The 24,525-nt window shown below is 43.7% G+C and carries 23 protein-coding genes and 1 riboswitch; of the genes, 20 read left to right on the top strand and 3 right to left on the bottom strand.

Annotation, left to right across the window (positions count from 1 at the left end; all coding sequences use genetic code 11):
• Positions 1-316: 316 nt before the first annotated feature.
• From FS373_RS19095 to FS373_RS19030, 14 genes are all read left to right on the top strand, one after another.
• Positions 317-514 (top strand): Flp family type IVb pilin, encoded by a 198-nt coding sequence (locus FS373_RS19095; protein WP_144046333.1) that lies wholly within the window; start codon positions 317-319, stop codon positions 512-514.
• Positions 515-606: 92 nt separating this feature from the next.
• Positions 607-1,182, top strand: a complete 576-nt coding sequence (locus FS373_RS19090; RefSeq protein ID WP_144046334.1) for an A24 family peptidase — start codon at positions 607-609, stop codon at positions 1,180-1,182.
• Between the two features lie 2 nt (positions 1,183-1,184).
• Entirely contained in the window at positions 1,185-2,501 is a 1,317-nt protein-coding gene (locus tag FS373_RS19085) for an AAA family ATPase (protein WP_152830353.1), read from the top strand.
• A gap of 43 nt (positions 2,502-2,544) precedes the next feature.
• Positions 2,545-3,351, top strand: a complete 807-nt coding sequence (cpaB, locus tag FS373_RS19080; protein ID WP_144046335.1) for a Flp pilus assembly protein CpaB — start codon at positions 2,545-2,547, stop codon at positions 3,349-3,351.
• A gap of 47 nt (positions 3,352-3,398) precedes the next feature.
• Positions 3,399-4,847: a type II and III secretion system protein family protein gene (locus tag FS373_RS19075; RefSeq protein ID WP_152830352.1), complete on the top strand. Its 1,449-nt coding sequence runs from the start codon at positions 3,399-3,401 to the stop codon at positions 4,845-4,847.
• Between the two features lie 17 nt (positions 4,848-4,864).
• The gene (locus FS373_RS19070; protein WP_227993021.1) at positions 4,865-5,152 is read left to right on the top strand and encodes a hypothetical protein; all 288 of its coding nucleotides are present in this window, start codon (positions 4,865-4,867) and stop codon (positions 5,150-5,152) included.
• Between the two features lie 167 nt (positions 5,153-5,319).
• A complete protein-coding gene (locus FS373_RS19065) occupies positions 5,320-6,627 on the top strand; it encodes a pilus assembly protein TadG-related protein (RefSeq protein ID WP_144046336.1) in 1,308 nt (435 codons plus the stop codon).
• Positions 6,628-6,636: 9 nt separating this feature from the next.
• Positions 6,637-7,107, top strand: a complete 471-nt coding sequence (locus tag FS373_RS19060; protein WP_144046337.1) for a TadE/TadG family type IV pilus assembly protein — start codon at positions 6,637-6,639, stop codon at positions 7,105-7,107.
• Entirely contained in the window at positions 7,104-7,562 is a 459-nt protein-coding gene (locus FS373_RS19055) for a TadE/TadG family type IV pilus assembly protein (protein WP_144046338.1), read from the top strand. The genes FS373_RS19060 and FS373_RS19055 overlap by 4 nt, the downstream gene beginning before the upstream one ends.
• A 67-nt stretch (positions 7,563-7,629) precedes the next feature.
• Complete coding sequence (locus tag FS373_RS19050; protein WP_152830351.1) at positions 7,630-8,910, top strand: P-loop NTPase; 1,281 nt, start codon at positions 7,630-7,632, stop codon at positions 8,908-8,910.
• A gap of 1 nt (position 8,911) precedes the next feature.
• On the top strand, positions 8,912-10,237 hold the full coding sequence (locus FS373_RS19045; RefSeq protein WP_144046340.1) for a CpaF family protein: 1,326 nt from the start codon (positions 8,912-8,914) through the stop codon (positions 10,235-10,237).
• An 11-nt stretch (positions 10,238-10,248) separates the two neighbouring features.
• The gene (locus FS373_RS19040; protein WP_144046341.1) at positions 10,249-11,226 is read left to right on the top strand and encodes a type II secretion system F family protein; all 978 of its coding nucleotides are present in this window, start codon (positions 10,249-10,251) and stop codon (positions 11,224-11,226) included.
• A gap of 2 nt (positions 11,227-11,228) precedes the next feature.
• Complete coding sequence (locus tag FS373_RS19035; protein WP_144046342.1) at positions 11,229-12,197, top strand: type II secretion system F family protein; 969 nt, start codon at positions 11,229-11,231, stop codon at positions 12,195-12,197.
• Between the two features lie 56 nt (positions 12,198-12,253).
• On the top strand, positions 12,254-13,267 hold the full coding sequence (locus FS373_RS19030) for a tetratricopeptide repeat protein (RefSeq protein ID WP_152830350.1): 1,014 nt from the start codon (positions 12,254-12,256) through the stop codon (positions 13,265-13,267).
• A gap of 67 nt (positions 13,268-13,334) precedes the next feature.
• Here FS373_RS19030 and asnS read toward each other — a convergent pair whose 3' ends face one another.
• Positions 13,335-14,735 carry an asparagine--tRNA ligase gene (gene asnS, locus FS373_RS19025; protein ID WP_144046344.1) on the bottom strand — a complete coding sequence of 467 codons (1,401 nt, stop codon included), beginning with the start codon at positions 14,733-14,735 and terminating at the stop codon, positions 13,335-13,337.
• 261 nt (positions 14,736-14,996) lie between these two features.
• Between asnS and FS373_RS19020 the strand changes: the two genes are divergently transcribed.
• On the top strand, positions 14,997-15,332 hold the full coding sequence (locus FS373_RS19020) for a hypothetical protein (protein ID WP_144046345.1): 336 nt from the start codon (positions 14,997-14,999) through the stop codon (positions 15,330-15,332).
• Positions 15,333-15,511: 179 nt separating this feature from the next.
• Here FS373_RS19020 and FS373_RS19010 read toward each other — a convergent pair whose 3' ends face one another.
• Both FS373_RS19010 and pabB read right to left on the bottom strand, forming a co-directional pair.
• Complete coding sequence (locus FS373_RS19010; protein WP_144046346.1) at positions 15,512-16,102, bottom strand: CoA pyrophosphatase; 591 nt, start codon at positions 16,100-16,102, stop codon at positions 15,512-15,514.
• A 35-nt stretch (positions 16,103-16,137) separates the two neighbouring features.
• On the bottom strand, positions 16,138-17,532 hold the full coding sequence (gene pabB / locus FS373_RS19005; RefSeq protein ID WP_144046347.1) for an aminodeoxychorismate synthase component I: 1,395 nt from the start codon (positions 17,530-17,532) through the stop codon (positions 16,138-16,140).
• A 141-nt stretch (positions 17,533-17,673) separates the two neighbouring features.
• Here pabB and FS373_RS19000 point away from each other — a divergent pair, with 141 nt between their 5' ends.
• The 5 genes from FS373_RS19000 (at position 17,674) to FS373_RS18980 (ending at position 24,517) form a co-directional block, all read left to right on the top strand.
• Positions 17,674-19,197 carry a fumarate hydratase gene (locus FS373_RS19000; protein WP_144046348.1) on the top strand — a complete coding sequence of 508 codons (1,524 nt, stop codon included), beginning with the start codon at positions 17,674-17,676 and terminating at the stop codon, positions 19,195-19,197.
• A 231-nt stretch (positions 19,198-19,428) separates the two neighbouring features.
• The gene (locus FS373_RS18995) at positions 19,429-21,480 is read left to right on the top strand and encodes an alpha/beta hydrolase family protein (RefSeq protein WP_144046349.1); all 2,052 of its coding nucleotides are present in this window, start codon (positions 19,429-19,431) and stop codon (positions 21,478-21,480) included.
• 116 nt (positions 21,481-21,596) lie between these two features.
• Positions 21,597-22,922: a DUF2157 domain-containing protein gene (locus FS373_RS18990; RefSeq protein ID WP_152830348.1), complete on the top strand. Its 1,326-nt coding sequence runs from the start codon at positions 21,597-21,599 to the stop codon at positions 22,920-22,922.
• A complete protein-coding gene (locus tag FS373_RS18985; RefSeq protein ID WP_144046351.1) occupies positions 22,912-23,460 on the top strand; it encodes a GDYXXLXY domain-containing protein in 549 nt (182 codons plus the stop codon). Before FS373_RS18990 ends, FS373_RS18985 begins: the two co-directional genes overlap by 11 nt.
• 193 nt (positions 23,461-23,653) lie before the next feature.
• Positions 23,654-23,735: riboswitch (Fluoride riboswitch) on the top strand.
• An 89-nt stretch (positions 23,736-23,824) separates the two neighbouring features.
• A complete protein-coding gene (locus FS373_RS18980) occupies positions 23,825-24,517 on the top strand; it encodes an iron-sulfur cluster assembly scaffold protein (RefSeq protein WP_144046352.1) in 693 nt (230 codons plus the stop codon).
• Positions 24,518-24,525: the final 8 nt, after the last annotated feature.

Below are 24,525 nucleotides of genomic sequence, written 5' to 3'. Positions count from 1 at the left end.
TTTTTTTAATAGATAATAGTGTCAATGTAGAATTCAGATTCTCTTTGTCTATTGGGAAGATTCCTCTCTAGTAACTGCTATATAAACTTAGATAGTTCATATGGAACACTGGATCACTTCTTTCTTCAACATAGAGTGAAGAGCTGGTGTTTGCTACTTTTAAGTTAGCTTTAAATGTTTATGGTTAAATGGGCACTTAAGGCTGATGGAATAAGTGACGCTCACGTAAATGTTACTGTAAGGGGTTATCATTTATCTAAAGTTTTATTGAAAGTCTTTAGCCATGTGCCGACTGCACGATTAGGAGAAAACACTCATGAACATTAAACAATTATTGACAGATTTTATTGAAGATGAAAGTGGATTAACTGCAGTTGAATATGCAATTGCCGGTGGCTTAGTCGTTGGTGGCATGATCGCTGCTTTCAATCAACTGGGTTCAAATGCTACAGATAAATTGAATTGTCTCGCCTCTGCGGTAACTGGTGCGAGTAGTGACTGTACAGGTTCTTAGAAACTTATTCTTTGACATTAAGAATTGCCCATATGGACATGGGCATGTTTTCTAACTCTGTTCCTTTGTGATGATGTCCATGGTGGCAGGTTATGACAGATACTCAATTAACACTTCAGATTTTACTCTCGGGTCTCTTTTTTACCTCAGCGATTATCATGGACCTTTATCAAGAGAAAATCCCTAACAAGCTTTGTTTACTCGCCATTTTCTGTGGTTTTGCAATTAATGCTTATTACGCACAATTAGCTGGGGTATTAATGGCAAGCTTTGGTTTTGGGCTGGCGTTTATTCTTCTTTTTCCTACATTTATATTGAGGATATTAGGGGCTGGAGACATCAAATTAATGATGGGGATAGGTGCTTTAATGGGACCTGAATTGTTACTCTCAAATATCGTTTACGGCATCGTTGCTGGTGCAGGAACCAGTTTAATATTAATCATTTGGAAAACTGGCTTCATTGGTTTAGCAAAAACATTTAAGCGATATTGGGATTGTATTTATCTTCAAAGTTATTTTAAACCTGAAGCAGGTGAAGCAGCAGGTGAAAAGGTACCTTATGCACCTGCATTTGCTATTGGTTGGGTATGGGCTTGTTCACTCGATAGTAATATTTTAGAGCTTTTCTTCAACTGGAATCAATATTTAAGTCTTTGGGGAGTATGACTATGTTGAAACTTAGCACAGATGAAACGCATACACTTCCTAAAATAGATCAGTTAGATAGCGCTCAATTAGCCCCTCGACCTAAAACTATCGAACAAACAGGTATCCATGAATCGGTTTTACTTGAGCTAATGCTAAAACATCTGCTTTCAGCTGGGGTACTTACTAAAGCTGAGCTTGTGTCTTATATGGGGATCACCGGAGGGATAATACAAGGGCTTCTTGATAGTGCAAAACAGCTGGCTTGGGTTGAAAATCGTCAATCAACATCAGATGGACAGATGCGGTATGCATTGAGTCATGGCGGAGAGGAGTTTGCCAAGCAAGCATCGGCTAAGAGTGGTTATAAAGGACTAGTCCCTATTCCTTTATCTCAATACTCAGATATTTGCTGTAAGCAATCTAGCCGACGAAATCCGATAACATTTGAGATGCTACAGAATGGGCTAAAGTCATTAGTATTACCCAATGAGCTTCTACACAAAATTGGTCCTGCACTGAATTCAAGTCGACCTGTTCTTATCTATGGGCCACCAGGCACAGGTAAGAGCTATCTGTGTCGAAATTTGAATTTAACTTTAGGTGACTCGGTGTTAATTCCATACTCTATTTCAATCGGTAATGAAATTATTCAAGTTTATGATCCCCAACTTCATCACAAAGTTGGTGAAAGTGATGTAAATAACCAATTAGACCTGGTTCGAGGACATGATCCTCGTTGGATAAAATGTAAGCGACCATTAAGGATCACGGGCGGAGAGTTGAACGCCGATATGTTAGAAGTACAATTTGACAGCCATAGTAGAACCTATATGGCCCCCATTCAATTAAAAGCAAACAATGGCATCTTACTTCTCGATGATTTAGGCCGGCAAAAAATCAGTGCCAAGCAGTTGTTTAATCGTTGGATTATTCCAATGGAGGAGCGACGAGATTTTCTTGCATTGCAGTCCGGTGAACATTTTGAGATACCTTTTGAGCTTATTTTACTTTTCTCTACTAATCTAAATCCTAACGAACTTGTCGATGATGCATTTCTCAGAAGGTTAGGTTACAAGATTCATTTTGATGCATTAGATGAACCTCTTTATAGGAAAATTTGGTTTCAGGTGTGTGAGGAGCAAGGGCTTAAATGTAGTGAAGAGATGTTCCAATACTTGCTTACAGATTTTCATGAGTTGTTTGAGAAGCCTTTAATTCCCTGTTACCCAAGAGATCTGTTGGGGATAATGTCGGATCAGATTAGCTTTATGCAGCTAAAGTCAGAAGTGACGAAGTCATTGATTGTTGAAGCATGGTCAATTTATTTTGTGTCGTAATCATAAATCTCGTTGCTCTCAATAAGCATCTAAGGAGTTTTTGATGAACAATAAAACAATACTATTTGTCATTCTTTCATTAGTGTTTGGCGTTACTGCTGTTTTCTTGGCACAAAGTTGGCTTAAATCAAATACAGAAGCCAATTTGCCGCAAGCTTCTACTAATGTGATCACCATGGCCACGGTGGTTCCCTTAGGTGCCATTCTGGAACGAAAACATCTTAAGCAAACAGCTATGCCAAATTCGATTATACCGGAAACCGCTGTTACTACATTTGAAGCAGCCGAAGGTATGGTCGTTAAACAAAACCTTTATGTTGGTGAGATCCTTCGTAGTGAAAGGTTAACCAAAAAAGGTGAAGGCAGCACTCTAGCAAGTCTTATCTCACCTCAAATGCGCGCGGTGACAATTAGGGTTAATGATGTGGTAGGAGTGGCTGGTTTCCTACTGCCTGGTAATCGTGTTGATGTGCTAAACCTGTTTAAAAGGCATGGGCGGTTACAAACAGATGTAGTGTTAGCTAATGTGAAGATATTAGCGATAGATCAACGTTCCTCTAATGATGAAAATAAACCTAAGCTGGTAAGAGCGGTCACTCTAGAATTGAGTCTAGAAGAAGCTGAAATACTGATGATAGCCAAGGGGCGTGGAAAATTGCAACTGGCACTAAGAAACCCCAATGACTCGGCCGTAGTTGAACTTGCTTTAATCAATGAAAATAAGGAGGTGCAACCTATAAGCAATATAGTGAAACCTTCTAAGGAAACAGTTTATGTTTCATCAGAATCTAAGGTTAAGGTGTATCTGCTCAAAGGGATGAAAGAGCAGGTTATTAAGGTCAGTAATTAGCATCAGGTGTTAGTGAGTTCCTCACAAATAACGTATAGGAGTGCACCATGGCACGTTCAATACCTCAAACGGCTAGGCTAGCAACTTGCATATTATTTTTGTATTTTATTTCTATTTCAAGTTATGCCGGTGGCCCAACAGGTGCCGATAGAGAGATTAAAAAGATCCCAATATTTAAATCTCGCGTATTTCAAATTGGTCATGCAGTGCATCGAGTGTCTGTAGGTAACCCGAAAATTGGGGATATTAAGTTACTGCCAAACAATGAACTTTATGTACTGGGTAAAAAACTAGGCAGCACTAACATCATGATTTGGGATAAGAATGAACAACTCGCAGATGTCATCGATATAGAAATCACGCATGATCTCAATGGATTAAAGGCTAGGTTGCATGAATTTCTACCTTCCGAGAAGCTAGGTGTACAAACTTCTCAAGGTCAGCTTCTTATCAGTGGTCAAGCATCAAATTTACATAAGATGAATACTGCTGTTGAACTTGCAAAAGCCTATGCTGCAGCCGCGTCAGTTTCAAAAGTAAAAAGTACGGTATTGAACATGATGACTGTCGGGGGGGATCATCAGGTTATGCTAGAAGTGGTCATTGCAGAAGTGCAGAGAGAAGTCGCTAAACAGTTTGATTCTAAGTTTTTTATATTTAGTCAAGGTGATAACTTTTCTGGTGGTACGGCAGGTGGTGGCGGTTCGTTTGATCTTAATCCTGCGGCAGCTATCGGTAATCGAGGTTTTTTTGCTCGATATTTAAATGATAGTCTATTGATGAATTTTGCCCTTGATGTTGCAAAACAAAACGGGTTGGCTAAAGTACTGGCTGAGCCCAACGTCACTGCGATGAGCGGTCAATCTGCAGAGTTTTTATCGGGAGGGGAATTTCCTATACCAGTCCCTGGAACGAACGGCTCAACCACCATCCAATATCGTGACTTTGGTGTCGGTGTTCGATTCGTGCCTTCGGTGTTGGACTCTGGTCAGATAAACCTTAGTCTTAATGTTATGGTCAGTGAAGTGAGTAATGCTAACTCAGTGACGCTTTCCGGTGGCGGATCAAATGCTGCTCTTGTTGTGCCATCTATTGTAAAGCGTACAACATCAACAACGGTAGAATTAGCAGATGGGCAAACTATAGCTATAAGTGGCTTAATTAGTGATACGCTCCGAGAAAATATCGATAAACTGCCAGGCCTTGGTGATATTCCTATTCTCGGTCAATTATTTACTAGTAAGAGCTTTAAAAGTGGTCAGAGTGAGCTGGTGATTTTAGTGACTCCTCGCTTAGTCAGGCCATTTAATCGTAAACATATCTCTTTACCTACCGATGATTTTGTATCGCCTTCAGACATTGAGTTTTATCTGCTAGGTAAAATGTCACAGAAGCAGACCAAGTCGGATAAGCATCAAACTCCTTATGAGGCTGTAGAGAGTGAGGCTAAGCTTGATGATAGTGGTACAAAACAAAAGTATGGCCATTCACTTTAAAGTTGGAGACTGTGACAATGGATTTTTGTGATAAAAATAGCAAGTCGATGATTAAATTGAGTTGTGTATTGATTGGGTTCAGTATCAGCTTGATGGGATGTGCTGAACTAAATGATTTTCCTATGGATCAGAGTTATCAGCAGGTGAAGCAGTTACAGATATTAGATATGGGGGCTCCAGAACGTAATGAAGGGATCGTGGGTACGCTAGATGGGCAATATGGTGAAAGAGTGATGAAAGCTTATCGTGAAAGTAATTATCCTCCTAAGCATGCTAGAGGACATATAGCCGTGAAAGTTGACTAAACTTATATGAGGTAATAAATGATAAAAATGTAGAAGATAAATTCGTTCACATATATATGTTAAGTATAAACATAATTCTTTAGTAAGTTACACCGCTCTGGTTAAGGATGGCGTCAACAAGGTGTAGTTAAACATTCCTCGTCAGTCAGAGGATAAAAGGCAAGCAGATGAAGTCTGCAAAAAATGAATGTCTGTATTGTACGCATCTAGATGCGCACCAGACTGGCTCTATACTCGTGATGTTTACTATTGGTATTTTTGCTTTGTTGACGGTAGCAGCATTGGCCTTAGATAGTGGGCATATGTTGCTGGATAAAGGCAGATTACAAAATGCCGCTGACTCTTCAGCCCTCTATGGGGCAAAAATCATTCAGGATGGAGGTAGCCTCTTTGAAGCAAGAGAAGCTGCAACATCAATGCTTATTCAGAACTTTCAGTTCAGTGAAAATGCCGATCTCAACACGAGTGTTTCACAATCTTCAGCTGATTATAATGCCACCCAAGTCACTTCAAATATCTTTATTGAGTTTTCCCTATGGCCTGACCCTTTTATACCTGTGCTTGATGAAGATGCACAATATGTGCGTGTACGAATTGAGAATGTAGGCTTGGATAACTTTATTGCTCAGATCATGAATTTTAATAAGGTCGTTAGAGCATCGGCAGTTGCGGGAAAAAGTACCGATATTGAGTGCCTCAATAAAGTCGTCCCCATGATGGTTTGTGCTGGATACGATGAACCAAACTTCCCTGATTTTATCGATGATTCGATGCCCTTCGGCCTCCCGCGTGACGAATTATATGTGATGAAAGCCGGGTCAAATCAAGGGACCGCCATAGGTCCTGGTAACTTTCAATTATTACGTTTAGATGGCGCCTCTGGAGGGGCCGATATTAGGCGTGCATTAGCCGGTGAGTATACTCCGGGCTCTTGTGTAAGCAGGGGCGATGATGTTCCGACTGAGCCAGGTAATACTGTTGGACCTGTGGTTCAAGGTCTTAATACTCGCTTCGGACAGTGGCAGGGAGGTGGAGTGAATTCAACTGATCACCCAAGAGATTTCAATAATTGCCAAGGTGACAGAGTCGAGGTCGACAATGATGGGGTCATCATTCCCTTTACTGGATCTGCTGTCGAGTATAGTCACCTTGAATATATCACTGGCGATACACTTAATTGTGACACCGGAGGTATCTCTAGCGATGCCTCCATTTCGGCTGGAGGTAGGAGAAAGCTGCCTGTTGTGATCGGTATCTGTGATGGTATGACAAATGGCGCCAATACGATTGAAGCCCTAAGCATTGGATGTTTCTTTTTGTCTCAAGACATCTCGCAAAAAGGCAATGAAGCACATGTTATTGGGGAATTTGTGAGTGTTTGTTCCAGCTCTGGAGCTGCTTCACTCGATCCTGGGTTTGTGAGCAATACGTCGACGATTGTCCTCTATCGTGACCCCGATAGTCCTGATTCATAGGTGAGGAAGATGAAGAGTAGCAATAGAGGTGTAGCGGCAGTTGAGTTTAGCATAATGCTGCCTTTGCTACTGTTATTAGCCTTCACCACCGGTGAGATAGGGCGTGCACTGTTTCAATACAGTCATTTGACTCGCATGGTTAGAGACGCGGGACGATACCTTTCAACGACCGCCATACCCAATACGACAGAGAGTGTACCAGACCCTCTAGATGATGGCAGCTGCCAAAACTGTATCTCAAACACGAAAGATATTCTAGTTTATGGTTTTATTGGAGGGACAGTGCCTCTACTCAGGGGCTTATCGACATCGAATGTGAATATAGCAGCCATTCCCTCAACGGACAGTGTCACTATCACCGTAGACTATGACTGGCAACCCTTGTTTGGTGAGGGGGCGTCACACTTTGGTCTAGGTGAACAAGCTAGCACTGATTTGAGTTTCAATATGCAAGTTAGCTATACGATTAGGGCATTATGAAATCCCAAAAGGGAGTATATGCCGTAGAGTTTGCCATTGTGGGGGGATTTTTCCTATTTCTGTTATTTGCGATCATTGAAGTTGGCCGTTTAATGTATACCTATAATGTGCTCCATGAAGCTTCAAGGCGTGCCGCGAGAATAGCGGTTGTGTGCCAAGTCTCAGATACTGATATCGGCCATATGGCTCTATTTTATGGGGCAAACCTAATTCCTAACTTAACTCCTGCGAATTTAACCATCAGTTATCTCGACGAGTTGGGTAATGTAGCAACAGGGATAAATATTGTCATGGTGAGAGCCGACATATCGAACTATCAGCATCAGTTTTTAGTCCCAGGAATGTCGCGGGTTATCAGCTCTCCCACTTTTTCTACTTATCTTCCAAGAGAGAGTCTAGGTGTATATCGCGTCGATGACGAAGACCCAGGAAGTGGCTACATAGATTGTAATTAATTCATCTGATCCTCTCAAATCCTTACTATAGTCAATATAAGGATATTTATCTGGGAAGGATTACTGAATGGATAAGCCACTGGAGTTACTTGTGTCTAGCATAGATAACACAGAGACAGATTCACACTCGTGCACAAATACTATCCATGATGCCATGCAAATAACTAATAATATTTTACCTTACCCTGTTCATGCACTGGTGATTAACAGTCAGCATCAGCCGATTGCTAACATTGAAACCAGACTTGATAATTGCCTTAACTTATCGTGGCAGAGTATCAATACCCTAAATCCATTCGTCAGTAATAAGACTAATGCGCGCCCGTTTAACTTGATACTGCTTGTGTTGCCTAATGAGGAGTCCCAAGCAGTACAAGCGTTAAAGTTGGCTGCTACTCATCATGTGGATATCATCATTTTAGGTCAAGATACCCCGCAAAGTGTATTAAGGCTGGCATTTCAGCAGGGGGTCAGTGATTTCATTCCGGTTGATGGTGACGATAATGTATTGTTGCAATCTTTGGACAAAATTGCGAAAAAATTGGCCAGCAAGGCCAATTTAGCGCCTGTTTTAGCCATTGTAAACGGAAAAGGAGGCTCTGGTGCCAGCTTTGTTGCAACGAGTTTAGCCGTGATAGCAGCAAGAGATAAGGGGGAAGTAGCTCTTCTTGATACCGACTTATTACAAGGAACGTTAGCCCATATGCTTGGCTTGGAACCTAGCTACTTTATCACCGAAGCGATACAGGAACTAGATTCATTAGATGAAGTGGCGTTGAGAGGTGCGATGACTAATCGAGGGAACCTTCACCTCTTGGCAGCGAAGCCCTTTGCGGTGCTTAATGCTCCCGATCATATAGATCTGAGGAATACTAATGAGTTACTTCTTAAGTGTAGACAGTATTATGAACAGGTGATTATCGATTTGTCTCGTGGGCCAGAAGTATGGAACGCTGATATGTTGACTAATGCTGATATTTTGTTGGTGATGCAACAAAATGTGATGAGTATTCGGGAAACAAGAGCAGTAGTTAACCAGCTAATTAATTTTATGGGCATAAACAAAACCAAAATTCACATATTGGTTAACCGTTATCAGAAAACGAGTTCGGGGATCACACTGAAAGACATTAAAGAGACAACAGGAATAAGCTCTCTTTTTGTTGTCGCCAATGATTTTAAGTTGTCGAGCCAATGTATAGACCTTGGTACTCCCATCACGGACGTTGCAAAACGTGAGCAGATGCTTGTCGATTTTGTGGCTGTGACTGATTATTTTTTCCCCAAAAACAGTGCCGATGATGATGATGATCCAAAAGGATTTTGGAATAGGCTATTAGGAAAATAACATGAGCATAACTCAACAAACTGAGCCATTAGAGTTTAAACCTCTGTCACCTGAGGAGCAACAAATAAAGGAGGAGCTTTATAATAAGTTGCTCGATGTTATGGATTTATCCCTGATAGAAACTATTTCTAAAGACCAAGCAAAACAACAGATCATTGAAATAGGCGAGAAGTTAATTAACGATCTGCATATACCCATCAACCTAAGTTCTAGGCAAAGGTTAATTCAGTTGATCATCGATGAAGTTTTAGGCTTAGGTCCCTTAGAGACCTTGCTGGCGGATCCAACCATTTCAGATATTCTGGTTAATTCATTTGACCGTGTATATGTAGAACGAAGAGGTAAGCTCGAGTCCGTACCTATCAAGTTTCATAATAACGTACACCTATTGAACATTATTGACCGAATTGTCTCCAGCGTTGGTAGAAGAATTGATGAGTCATCGCCTATGGTTGATGCCAGGCTAGAAGATGGTTCACGTGTCAATGCCATCATTCCACCCTTAGCTCTTGATGGTCCCGCATTATCTATAAGGCGTTTTTCCGTAGATAAACTCAATGCCGAACAGCTTATTAGTTATGGCTCGGTTACCCCTGAAATGGTGGAGCTTTTGAGAGGGGCGGTTGCCGGTAAACTCAATATCTTAGTGTCAGGTGGTACCGGTAGTGGAAAAACGACCTTACTCAATATGCTATCTGGCTATATTCCAAGCGATGAACGGATTGTGACTATAGAAGATTCAGCAGAGCTTCAGTTGCAGCAACCCCATACCGTACGCTTGGAAACCCGGCCTGCCAATATAGAGGGGAGAGGCGAAATTACTCAACGAGATCTGGTTAAAAACTGTCTACGTATGCGGCCAGATAGAATAGTCATCGGTGAGGTTCGTGGTGGTGAAGCACTGGATATGTTAACAGCGATGAATACCGGTCATGAAGGATCATTAACCACGTTACACGCTAACAGTCCACGGGATGCCCTAGGCAGATTAGAGTATATGGTGTGTATGGCTGGATTTGACATGCCTGTTAGCAATATCAGAACACAAATTGCATCGGCTATCGATCTTGTGGTTCAACTAGAGCGTTTAGAAGATGGAGGAAGGCGGATAACCAGCATTCAAGAGATTAACGGTATGGAGGGGGACATTATAACCATGTCTGAGATCTTCCACTTTGTGAGAGAAGGGCGGGATCAAAATGGCGACATTATCGGTAAGTTTAGCTCTACAGGTGTGATCCCAGGTTTTCACAGTAAGCTTAAACAACATGGTATTGATCTTCCCTATGAACTGTTCAATAGCGGCGATCCATTTGCTGATTTCTAAAGGACTTGATTATGTTTTCTAATGAGATGATTTTTCTCGGTTTGATTTTTTTGGCCGTGATCTTACTCTCACAGGCTTTATTCTTGCCAGTTTATAGTCCTCAAAGAGCCAATACAGCCCTTGTACGTAAGAGGCTTAAAAAATTGGCTGAGAGAGCGAATGACTCCGCGTACGAAACCTCACTACTCAGAACAAGTAGGTTGAAGAATGTCACTAGTATTGGTAGAACTCTTGAAAAAATAGAGTTTATTGAGAACCTAAGTTATAGACTCGAACTCGCTGATTACAAAATAATGGGGCATCATTTTCTACTAATAACGCTAATCTGTGCCACCGTTGTAGCTTTAGTTTCCTGGATTTTTATCCATGAACCCATTCTTAGCTTCTTTCTTTTTGGCCTCACTGTGATGATGTTCAACTTCAAACTCAATAGGGATACCAATAAGCGCATGGATGCCATAGAAGCCAGTTTCCCTGATGCTTTAGATGTAATACGAAGAGCACTGCAAGCGGGATATTCATTTTCGGATGCCATAAAACTGGCCACTGAAGAGTTAGATGGACCGATAGCCAAAGAGTTTAAACTCATGTTCGCCAATATTAATTACACTAAAGATACCAAGCGGGCATTACTTGGATTTATTGAACGTGTTCCCAGTATCTCTTCCATGGCTTTTGCCAGTGCGGTCATGGTGCAAAAAGAGACTGGGGGGAATTTGGCTGAAAATATCGGTAATTTATCTAGGGTAATTCGAGAAAGGTTTACATTCAGGCGTAGAGTGAGAACGCTCTCTGCAGAGGGACGGTTATCTGCATGGATCTTAATCTTGTTACCTTTTGTACTTTTTGCCGTTATATATTTACAAACACCTTCCTATGTAGGCGAATTAACTGGCACTGAACAGGGGCAAAAATTATTGATGTGGGGAGCCATCGGAATGACGATAGGTGGCTGGTGGATCAGCAAGTTAATTAAAATAGATGTGTAATTATGGACTATTTAATTGGATTGTTCGGCACTCTTTTCGATAACCCGGAAAACATTAAATGGGGCATTTATGGTGTGGCTGCTATTGCAGGTGTCACGTTAGCCATTGCCATTTCATTTCTTATTAGTGGAATTTATTCCCCTCTTAGAAAGCGACTCAAGCACATCAATCAAGAAAAGTCTTCCTTAACTGGTTTCGAAGATGATGTGAACTCTACTCTGGAGCACGGGATCAGCCATGTTGTCAAAAAATTTCCAATTGATTTTTCTAATGATCAGACACGACGCTTATTGATCCATGCAGGTTTGCATTCAGAAAATGCCCTGGCTGTATTTAGTTCGGCCAGACTTATCTTGATCTTGATAGGAGCAGGTCTATCTGTTGTTGTGTTGAGCTATTTTCCAGAACTTTCCAGCATGATGACGGCCTATGTGATCGCTTTTTTGATGGGCAGTGCATTTCTGTTGCCATCCATGGTTTTACAAACGTTAGCGAATAGACGTATGAAGATGTTGAGGAGAGGCTTTCCCGATGCTTTAGACCTGTTAGTTGTTTGTTGTGAAGCGGGTCTTGGCCTATTAGCGGCAATACAGAGAGTTGCCAATGAACTTGCAATAAGTCACCCCTGTCTTGCCAGCGAACTAGATCTTGTTTGTAGTAAGGTTAGGGCGGGCTTAACGGTCAAAGTGGCTTTATCGGAATTTACAGAGAGGACTGGACTTGAGGATATCAAAGGACTTAATTCTGCTATTTCACAGAGTATTCGTCTCGGAACTGGTATCGCGGAAACGTTAAGAGTGTTTTCTGATGAATATAGGAATAAGCGGCTACAAGAAGCAGAGGAGCAAGCGGCAAAACTGGCAGTAAAAATGATTTTCCCCATGATGCTCTGTATTTGGCCCTCGTTTTTTATTGTCGCAGTAGGTCCTGCAGTATTGAAAGTGATGAAGGTGTGGGGGCAGGCATTTTAGGCTATATTTTTCTGATTATTGGGGGCGTTAGGATGGGAATCAACGATGGTCCGACTATGAATAATACTCGATTTTTCTTTGTGTTGATAGGAGCTCTTCTTTGCAGCCAATTATTGTCAGGCTGTACTTCTACGGTTAAGGAAGATGAACTTTTAGTTGAAAATACACCGCCTTCACGCCATGATCTCTATGATGGAAATGCTATGGTGTCTGTGGCGGCTGCAAACCCGCCAATAGACGAAGCCGATGCGTTAGACAGAGCAAAAAATGAAGAGAATAAAGGCAATTTAGATCAAGCACTTTACCTGTATGTTCAAGCGCTAGATTTCAACGGTGAAAATGCAGATACATTGTACAATATCGCAAGAATTCATAGTATTAAAGGAAATATCCAGCTTGCTTATTTAACTTATAATGAAGCCTTGGTACTCGATCCAAACATGTTGATGTCACATGCAGGTCTTGGATTAATCAATATGGATAAGAGGCAACACAGCCAAGCGAAAATCCATTTAGAAAAAGCCATCGAACTCGATCAGATAAGGCTGAAAAATGCCGGTTATAAGGCGATGTCCAATCATTATTTTTCATTAGACCAAGAGTCTCCAGTTAGGATTTATAATGCATTAGCTATTTTAGAGGACATGGGTAATGAGTATCAAAATGCCAGAGAATATTATCAATTGTCTTTGCAAAGAGAGCCTCATTCAGCACTTATCACGACTAATTTAGGCTATTCATACTACTTAAGTGGCAATTATACTCTGGCAGAGAAATACCTTAAACAGGCTGTGAAGCAAGATCCGAGTTTTGAACGTGGCTGGACAAACCTAGGGCTGGTTTATGTGAGAAAAGGTCTTTATGCCCGTGCATTAACAACGTTTGAACACACGATGGAACCTGCGGATGCTCTTAATGACCTTGGCTATTTTCTTATGCTTGAAGGTCAATATAAACAAGCTATTAAACTTTTTCAGCGCGCCATCGACAACTCCCCAACTTACTTTGATCAAGCACAAAAGAATTTAAAACGTGCATCAATGGAATTAAAGTCTCAGGGTCGACATTGAGCTTGAATTTAGTGCTAAAAACAAAAACGCCCAAGAGGGCGTTTTTGTTTTTAGCTGTGATCGGCGTCTAGAAGCTTGCCGACTTAGGTGCGCGAGGGAATGGGATCACATCGCGTATGTTGGACACGCCTGTGACATATGAGACTAAACGCTCGAAGCCAAGACCGAAACCTGCATGAGGTACGGTACCGTAGCGGCGCATGTCACGATACCACCAGTAATCTTCCTTGCTCAGGTTCATCTCTTCGAGGCGTGCATCGAGTACGTCCAAACGTTCCTCACGTTGAGCGCCACCGATGATCTCACCGATCCCTGGTGCAAGTACGTCCATTGCGGCAACGGTTTTACCGTCATCGTTGAGGCGCATGTAGAAGGCCTTGATGTCTTTCGGGTAGTTTTTCACGACCACTGGAGCTTTGAAATGCTCTTCCGCCAGATATCTCTCATGCTCAGATTGCAGATCGATTCCCCACTCAACGGCATATTCAAATTTCTTGCCACAGTTTTTCAAGATCTCAACTGCATCGGTGTAATCCACTTGAGCAAAGTCACTCGTCACGAAAGACTCAAGACGCTCAATTACCGTTTTATCGACACGTTGGGCGAAAAACTCAAGATCATCACGACGTTCTTCGAGTACGGCTTTGAAGCAGTATTTAAGCATCTGTTCGGCGAGAGCGGCAACATCATCGAGATCGGCGAAGGCCACTTCAGGCTCGACCATCCAGAATTCGGCCAGATGGCGACTGGTGTTTGAGTTTTCTGCACGGAACGTAGGACCGAAAGTATAGACTTTAGATAATGCGCAGGCATAAGTCTCGGCATTAAGCTGACCGGAGACGGTGAGGAAGGCCTCTTTACCGAAGAAGTCTTCGCTGTAGTCGACCTTGCCTTCGTCGGTACGGGGTAAGTTTTCCATGTCTAAAGTTGAGACTTGGAACATCTCACCAGCACCTTCACAATCCGATGCAGTTATGAGGGGAGTCGATACCCAGATGAAACCTTCTTCATGGTAGAATCTGTGTATTGCCTGTGACAAACAGTTACGTACACGTGCAACTGCACCGATAATGTTTGTACGTGGGCGAAGGTGTGCCAGCTCTCTCAAATACTCGATAGAGTGACGCTTAGCAGCCATAGGGTACGTGTCAGGATCTTCTACCCAACCGGCAACTTCAACACCAGTGACTTGCAGCTCAAATGACTGGCCTTTACCCGGAGACTCAACCACTTTACCTGTCATGATGACAGAACAACCGGCAGTCAACTTCAAGATTTCGTCATTATAATTTTCTAAGCTATTAGGCACTACACCTTGGATAGGATCAAAACAGGAGCCATCATAAACGGCAAGAAAAGAGATGCCAGCTTTGGAATCTCGGCGCGATCTTACCCAACCGCGAACGGTAATTTGCGAACCAATCGCAAATTCACCTTTAAATACAGAAGCGACAGATGTAATGCTCATTGTTGCTTAGTTCTCCAACGAAACGTTTATATATAAAATTTGGACGTTTATATTACCTTGCTGGCTGGTTTTCTCAAGTAGCAAAATCAGATAAAGGGCCTAATAGCCGGTAATATTGATGATTAATCCTGCTTTTGAATTTTAACCCAAACCCAGATCGCAGTTTTTCTCTACTAACTGCTTGAAATTGGCAGCCATAAGGCTTACTTGTTATGATTAATTAGAGGGCTAGATTAATTACATTTGTTAGAGGGGGTTGTCATGAAGAAAATAAAAATTTTTCAGCGATTATTGGCCACTCTATCTATTACAGGTTGGTCTCTTGCAATATATGCCTTGCTGGTTTTCGATAAGGCTAGGCCAGATCGCGCGATAGGGTATTATTTGAGCAAGGGCGCAGCGATTCGTCTTGGTTGGGATCCTGTACAGACAGTTCAATTGGAACATATTATATGGGCGTGTGCGGCAATCAGTTTTGTCAGTTTGGCTTTTAATTACTATTTTGCTCATCACAGTAAGATGGGGTATTGGTTCAATATTCCTCTGCTGCTATTAAGTTCTGTCGCTGCGGGCCTGTATATCACCTTTGTAATTTAACGAGTGACTAGTTTCTAGAGTATCAGATGTTTGCAGAGTCTGTTTATCATGGCCGCGGTTACGCCCCAGATAAGGTGTTGTCTGTAACGGATAAAATAAATTGCGAGCCGTGGATCCCATGGCCTTGGTCTATCTGCTTTTGATGATTGTCGTTTTGTAATAAATATTACTGAGAGTTTCTAGAGAATCAGATGCTTGCAGAGTCTGTTTATCATGGCAGCGGTTGCTCCCCAGATAAGGTGTTCTCGATAACGGATAAAATAAACCGGGTGATGGATCCCATGGCGTTGATAAATCTGCTTTTGACGATTCTCGGCTTGTAATAAATAGGACAAAGGCACGGTGAACAGTTCATCGACTTCTCCCGGATCCAGTTTAGGGGTAAAGGCTTCCTTTACCAGGCCTATAACTGGGGTTATTTCGAAACCGGTAAAGGTTTTCATCGCAGGGTACTGGCCAATCACTTCTACATTACCGGGGTAAAGCGCAATCTCCTCCGCGGCTTCTCGCAATGCTGTTTCGATAAGAGAAGCATCTCCCCGCTCAACTTTCCCCCCTGGAAAACTGATTTGTCCCGGATGAGATCTAAGATGAGTAGGGCGCCGGGTAAGCAAGACATGCAATGCACCCTCTTCTTGTATTAAGGCAATAAGGACAGCAGCTTGGCGCAGGGGATCTTTAATATCCGGATTCGACTCGTGAGGGGCTTGCAAGAGGCTATATCTGAGTTTAAATTCAGTTAATTGTATAGGCTTAATATTTTTTTGCATATAACCTCTACTGATTTCCACTTCGATATCAAATATTAACCCTGTAATACTGGCAGGATTTTACTGACTTTGTCATAGGTTTCTTTGTATTCACTCTCAGCCGTCGAGTCGACAACTATTCCGCCGCCAGCCCAGCAATAAATGATCCCATCTATAGCCACTAAGGTTCGTATGGTGATGCTGGTGTCCATCTGACCGTCTTGACTGATGTAACCGATAGAACCACAGTAAAGGCTTCTCCTCGAGGGTTCAAGCTCTTCTATGATCTCCATCGCCCGGATTTTTGGCGCTCCGGTGATCGAGCCGCCCGGAAAACTGGCTTTTAACAGGTCGATGGCATCATATTTAGCGTCGAGTTGTGCTGTGACTGTGCTGACCAGATGATGCACGGCTGGAAAGCTTTCAATCTCAAACAGATGAGGCACAGATACCGAGCCCGGTTTGGCGACCTTGCCCAGATCGTTACGAAGTAGATCGACTATCATCAAGTTCTCCGCCCTGTCTTTCGCTGAATGGCGTAGCTGTGTGGCCGATTGCTGATCTTGTGCCGCCGTGGAATATCTGGGACTCGTGCCTTTAATGGGCTTAGTCTGAATATCTTTCCCTCTTAACTGAATAAACCGCTCGGGAGAAATAGACAATAACGCACCTTGTGGTAGGCGAATGAAGGCGGAGAAGGGAGCCTTATTGGATTCCCTGAGTTTGAGGTAGGCTCGCCATTCATTGCCCTGATATTTAGCCGAGAACCTTTGGGTCAGGTTTATTTGATAGCAATCGCCGCTTTGAATATATTCTTGAATGGCATCAAATTTTGCTTCGTAGTCAGTCTTAGTTAGTTGTGGCTGCCAGTCACCGATAAGGGAGAATTCAGGCTTCTTTGGTTTAATTTTCAGCTTAGCTTGCAGCCAAGCCAGACTGGTTTGCGCGGCTTCTTCGCTGCCGTAATGCACCAAGCTCCAGACGTGTTCTTGATGATCGAATACCAGCGCCCATAAATATAAGCCTATGTTCATCAGCGGAAGGGCGATATCGTCGGCGGCTATTTCGGGGATTTTCTCAATCTTACGTCCTAGATCATAATTGAAGCTACCCATCGCGCCCCCGGAAAAGGGGAATTCACTCGACTTCGGTATCGGGAAGTAGTGTGTTAACTCCTGTTTAACCAAGTCGAATGGGTTTAACTGGCTAAGGCTTGAGTCTGTCAGACAATGAGTTCGATACCGGCTTATTTTTGTACTGTCTCCCTCGGTGACAAGTGTCGCAATAGGGTCAAGGCAGATAATGTCAAAGTGGCTATCACAGTGATCGCCACTGGCCGAGTCGAGTAACATAGCCCAGGGGATATCTGACAAAGATGAAAATAATTCTGTCGTGGTATATTTCCAATCAAGACGCAGTATTGATACACCCTGCAGCGCCGAAAAACTCATCGATTCACCTTATCTAAAATGTGATATTCCCCTAAAAGTCGCGAAAGAGTATCATATCTCTCAGCTAGCATTAATAAAAACAGATATAGATGCCGAAAATGGCTGAAAAGTGTCCCTAATGTCGTGTATAAGGAAGTGATTGTGAGTAAAGAAGTTGTCATCAAACAAGTGGATCTCATCGAGAGCGTAGCCGATTCCCTACAATATATCTCTTACTATCATCCTAAGGATTTCGTCGATGCAATGACGCAAGCCTATGAACGTGAAGAGAGCGCTGCTGCAAAAGATGCTATCGCTCAAATCTTGATAAATTCACGTATGTCTGCCGAAGGCAAGAGACCTCTGTGCCAAGACACGGGTATTGTGACTTGTTTCGTCAAGGTCGGTATGGCTGTTAAGTGGGATAAAACAGACATGACCATTCAGCAGATGGTCGATGAGGGCGTAAGACAAGCCTATCTCAATCCAGACAACCCACTGCGTGCATCCATAGTCGCAGATCCAGCCGGGGCACGTAAAAATACCAGAGATAATACGCCATCTGTGGTCCATATCGATATGATACCAGGCAATCACATCGAGGTTGCTATCGCAGCTAAAGGTGGCGGTTCTGAAAATAAATCTAAGATGGCCATGCTAAATCCATCTGATGATATTGCCGCTTGGGTTGAAAGAACCTTGCCAACCATGGGAGCGGGCTGGTGTCCTCCGGGCATGTTAGGTATAGGTATCGGCGGTACAGCTGAGAAAGCGGCCGTTTTAGCGAAAGAATCCTTGATGGATCCGGTCGATATTCACGAACTACAGCAAAGAGGCGCCGAGACGGCCGAAGAAAAGTTACGTCTCGATATCTTCGAGCGTGCCAACAACTTGGGCATAGGTGCACAAGGGCTCGGTGGCTTGACAACCGTCCTAGACGTGAAGATTAAATCACTGCCTACTCACGCGGCGTCTAAGCCTGTTGTCATGATCCCCAATTGCGCCGCGACGCGGCATGTACATTTCCATCTTGATGGCACTGGACCTGCGGAATTAACGCCGCCTTCTCTGGAAGACTGGCCTGTGATCACCCGTGAAGTGGGGGAGAACACACACAGGGTCAACCTAGATACCGTGACACAAGCCGAGATAGAAAAGTGGAAGAGTGGTGATACCTTGCTCCTCAACGGTAAGATGCTGACGGGTCGCGATGCGGCTCATAAACGCATTCAGACCCTTATCGAATCCGGTGAAGGGCTTCCCGAAGGCGTCGACTTTACCGGTAAGTTTATCTATTACGTCGGTCCGGTCGATCCTGTGGGCAGTGAAGTTGTCGGCCCTGCGGGTCCTACAACGGCGACCCGCATGGATAAGTTTACCGATCTAATGCTAGAGAAAACTGGCTTGATGGGCATGATAGGTAAGGCCGAACGTGGCCCTGCCACCGTTGCATCAATCAAGAAGCACAAGGCTGTGTATCTTATGGCTGTTGGCGGCGCGGCTTATCTGGTGTCTAAAGCCATTAAGAAGTCACGTGTGGTAGCCTTTGCCGACTTAGGCATGGAAGCTATCTATGAGTTCGATGTTAAAGATATGCCAGTCACAGTGGCGGTTGACTCCAAGGGCGTGAATGTTCATGAAACCGGTCCTGCACAATGGAAAGTGAGCCTGGAACCCGCGAAATAACACACTTGTTTCTAAAGTAAAGTTTGGCTTAGGTGTCTTGCCTAAGCCAAATATTTTGGATAGTGTGCGCATATTCAGCTCGATAGATTAAAATTTTTTATGTCTGCAGGGATGCTTGCTAATAACACCAGCTAACTTAGGTGTCGGATGAATGTTGGACAGTTTAACTCGCTGACCATCTGGACTATACGCCAATCGGTTAGATTGAAATCACAAAAGATGATAATAACAATGAAAAAAACTGCAATCATACTCGCTATGGCTGGTGCTGGAGTCGCTATGTCGGCTCAAGCCTCATCACCACAGCCTTTCAAGGTTCAAGATCTCGTTAAAATCAACAAACTTCATTCATCAACTTTATCTAGCGATGGTAACAGCATCGTATTTGGCATCAAAAAATTTGATGCTGAAGGTAAGGCCAGTTCAGACCTTTATATTCAAGACTTGACCCAAATGGGATCGGAGCCGAAGCAACTCACGTTTGCTGCCGGTACCGAACATAGTGCCGCTTTTTCGGCCGACGACCAGTCAGTCTACTTTCTGGCTTCACGTGATGGTTCGAGCCAACTGTATAAGTTACCTCTGACAGGCGGTGAAGCTAGGCAAGTGTCAGACCTACCACTGGATGTGGAAGGCTTTAAACTGTCTCAAGACGGCAAGCAAGTGGTCTTGAACATGCGTGTCTTCCCGGACTGCCAAGATCTGAAATGCTCTGAGGATAAATTCACCGCAGAAGCTGAACGTAAATCCAACGGCCGTGAATATAAACAATTGATGATCCGTCATTGGGATACCTGGAGCGATAACTCCCGCAGTCATCTGTTTGTGGCACAATTGAACGGTGACAAGATCACCACTGCCGTGGATGTCACCGCTGGGCTGGACACGGAAACGCCACCTAAACCTTTCTCCGGCATGGAAGAGGTGACCTTTACCCCTGATGGTAAATATGTGGTTTATAGCGCTAAGGCGCCGAGTAAAGATCAGGCCTGGATCACTAACTATGACTTGTGGCAGGTGCCGGTAACGGGTGGTGATGCGGTTAATTTAACCGAGTCTAACAAGGCGTGGGATGCACATCCGACATATTCTGCCGATGGCCGCTACTTAGCTTATCTGGCAATGAAAAAGCCGGGCTTCGAAGCCGACAGATATCGCATCATGTTGCGTGATACCGTGACGGGCCAGGAAAAAGAAGTTGCGCCCCTATGGGACAGAAGTGCGAGTTCATTGACCTTTGGTAAAGATAATCGAACCTTATACGTCACGGCTCAAGATGTGGGTCAAGTCACCATTTTTGAAGTGAACACTCAATTTGGTGATGTAAAAACCTTATACAACGAGGGCAGCAACAGCATAGTCGGCGTGACGGCGGACAAGATTATCTTCAATCACAAGAGTCTGGTACAGCCAGGTGATCTTCATTCTATCAATTTAGATGGTCAGGGCTTACAAAAACTGACCGATATCAATAGCGAGAAACTCGCCAAGATTAAATTTGGTGAGTTCGAGCAGTTCAGTTTCAAGGGTTGGAATAATGAAGAGGTCCATGGTTACTGGATTAAGCCATCGAACTTCAAGGCTGGCACTCAGTATCCTATTGCGTTTCTGGTTCACGGCGGGCCTCAGGGCTCATTCGGTAATTCATTCAGCAGTCGCTGGAATGCTCAACTCTGGGCCGGTGCGGGTTACGGCGTGGTGATGATCGATTTCCACGGCTCTACCGGCTATGGGCAGGCATTCACCGACTCTATCTCTAAAGATTGGGGCGGTAAGCCACTGGAAGATCTGCAAAAAGGCCTAGCCGCCGTGACCAAGCAACAGAAATGGTTAGATTCTAGCCGTACCTGTGCACTCGGTGGGTCATATGGTGGCTATATGATGAACTGGATCCAGGGTAACTGGAGCGATGGCTTCAATTGTCTGGTTAACCATGCTGGTTTGTTCGATATGCGCTCCATGTATTATGTGACCGAAGAGCTCTGGTTCCCCGAATATGAGTTCGGTGGTACATATGATGAGAACAAGGACTTGTATGAGAAATTCAATCCAGTCAATTACGTAGAGAACTGGAAGACACCTATGTTAATCATTCATGGTGAGCAAGATTTCCGAGTGCCTTATGGACAAAGTCTGGCTGCGTTTACCTTTATGCAGAGAAAAGGCATTCCATCTGAGTTGCTGGTTTATCCGGAAGAGAATCATTGGATCCTCAACCCTGATAACCTGGAACAGTGGTACGCCAATGTCTTGGGTTGGATGGACCGCTGGACTAAAAAGTAACCTGTAATTTACCGCTTAGTATGGTTAGATGAAAAGGTCAGATATTTATCTGGCCTTTTTTGTCGATGATTTTTGAATAAAGTGTATATCGTTTTCAGGTCTCAAAGGAGTGAAGCATGCGGCTTATACAGCTATTAAAGAAAGAGTTAGCACACGAAGCTAGGGAGTGGGTAGATGAATCAATTATCACCCATGAGCAAGGCCAAGCGATTTTGGCTAAATATGGTGAGTCTCTGGATAATGACGCCAATAAAACAAGCTTTGGTTATTATCTATTAATGGCATTAGGCAGTCTATTTATCGGACTGGCCCTCATATTAATCATTTCTCATAACTGGGATGAGATCCCAAGCTTGGTTAAAACCGGCGTCTTAATCTTATTGACTGCCACCACGAACCTAATTGGCTTGCGTTTATATCTGACTAACCGGTATCAAGCCGCAAATATTTGGGTGTTTTTTGGGGCCATATCCTATGGCGCCAGTATTATGCTCATTGCGCAAATTTACCACTTAGGTGAGCATTATCCAGATGGTATATATTGGTGGGCGTTAGGGGTGTTACCTTTAGTGCTATTAACCCGAAGTCGTTTACTGTCATTATTGATGCTCGCACTTGCTACAATTTGGCTGTGCGTAGAGGTCGGTGAAGCATTTTTCCCCTCTAGCTATCCTGTCTTTCTCTTATCTGCCCTGTTCCTGGCGCTGTATTGCCGCTCAACACCCACCATATTTGTCTTTAGTCTGTTTGCACTGCTGGTTTGGCTTAACTTAGCCTTGGCTTGGCTGATGGGTAGCGGCATTCATTATGAGCCCTTTGGTGACTTGCTGCCGTTCTCTCTCGCGCTTGGGTTAGTATTCAATGGCTTGGCCTGGGCATTGATACGTACATCGAATCCTACATGGCGAGAGTATGGACTCGTGTTGCATCTTTGGCTCTTAAGAGTTTCTGTGGTGACTCTGCTCATACTCAGTTTTGAAGGTATCTGGCACGAGTACTCATCAGAAAGTGACATGTCTCTGGTATTGAGTATCGCTGCATTGATTACGGGCGGCGTGATTTCATGGAGCCTGTCTGCTAGAAATAGCCGATACGCCTCGATGCCCGCTGTACTTTTTAGCCTTTGTTTTAGTATTTGCTTTATTGCTCAAGCCTACTTTAGCAGTGGCGATATGATTGCTGCAGTCACTATCAATTTTTTATTGCTGGTGCTGGGCATAAGTTTGATTAGGCGGGGCATAGAGCAAGATGAAACCCAATACTTTTATACCGGAGTCGTGGCGTTGTTAGCGACGGCATTTGTGCGATACTTTGATCTTATCGGTGATTATCTCGGCGGCGCGCTGCTGTTTCTGATTGCCGCGTCTATCATGATGCTTGCTGCCAGATATTGGCGATTACGCGGGCAAACAGAGCTTGGAGGGCGAACCGATGAAGCTTAATTCAGGGCTAGTGCAAGATACGAACTGGTATCAGAGTCATACCTTTAAGATAGGACTCATAGTCGCGATCACTCTTCAGCTTTCGGTGCTAGTGGTAGAGTATTTGGGCTCAGTCTGGCCAATTTGGACCGGCACCCCAATCATACTCAAAACCCAGCCTTATGATCCCAGAAGCCTGTTTCGAGGCAATTTTGTGCGTCTTAGTTATGAAATCAGTCAAGTAGAGAGTGATAATGCCAGTGAATATAAGCTAGGCAGTGTCGTCTACGTCAGTGTCAAAGAAGAACTGAACCATTGGCGCTTTCAAAGTATTTCTAAGTTAAAACCGGTAACTGGGCTGTTTATACGTGGAAGGGTCAGGGCTAATTACGGTAACAGTTTATCTATCGAGTACGGTATAGAGGCATTTTTCATGCCCAAGGAGAAAGCGCTTTTAGCACAAGAAACCCTGAGGGAAGGAGCATTGATGCGTATCTTTGTGTCGGGAAACGGTAAAGCCCGCGCGCAGGAATTTGTCTGCCAAGGTGATGCTTGTTGAGATAACTGACTAAACCCGGAACTCAGTTCCGGGGTGTTATTGTTCTCGTTATTTTATCACTATTTTATCGTTATGGCTTAAATCGTGCCAATATGGATAAACACCCAAGCCATTAATTCATTTTGATACATGACTCACAAAAATAAGGGCTGAGTGAAAACACCTCTGGTTTTATGGTAAAAAGCGAGTAGTTTAATGATTGGGTAATGGGGTTCTACTCTATATCAATGGACTGATATTAAACCGCCTTCTGGGCTGATGACTCCTGGCATTTATAACGAATTAAGATCGTTAGAGGTCGGGCACAGCTGTATCAATTTCCTTCCACAACGGTCTTCCTAGCCATTTAAGCGAAGAGACTGCTATGAATTATTCTACCGAAATTCAAAATATGTGTCCTATAGCAAGAGGACCCAATCATGCTAATGCGCCCGTCCCCATAGAGGGAAACTTTATCCACGTCACAGAAGTCAGCCATATCTCAGGTGTCACCCATGGTGTCGGGACGTGTGCGCCGCAGCAGGGTGCGGCCAAACTGACCCTCAATGTAAAAGACGGCATCATCGAAGAGTGCTTGATAGAGACCGTTGGTTGCTCTGGCATGACACATTCAGCCGCCATGGCCTCTGAGATCATGACGGGCAAGACCTTACTCGAAGCCATGAATACCGATCTTGTGTGTGATGCCATCAATGTGGCCATGCGCGAGCTGTTTCTGCAGATGGCCTACGGACGCAGTCAAACCGCATTCTCTCAAGGCGGTTTGCCTATTGGGGCCGGGTTGGAAGATTTAGGCAAAGGGCTGCGCTCTCAAGTGGGGACCACCTATGGCACCCGGGCCAAGGGGGTTCGTTATCTGGACCTTGCCGAAGGATACATTACCCGAATGGCATTGGATGAAGACACTGAGGTGATCGGTTATGAATATGTGCAACTGGGTAAGATGATGGCATTAGTGGCCGATGGCGTCGATGCAAATGAAGCCATCGACAGAGCCAAGAGCCATTACGGTCGATTCGATGAAGCCGTGTCATACATTAACCCAAGAAAACAGTAGGGGATCAT

This window comes from Shewanella sp. YLB-07 (assembly GCF_009377275.1).
This window is presented reverse-complemented; position numbering and strand designations above follow the sequence as displayed.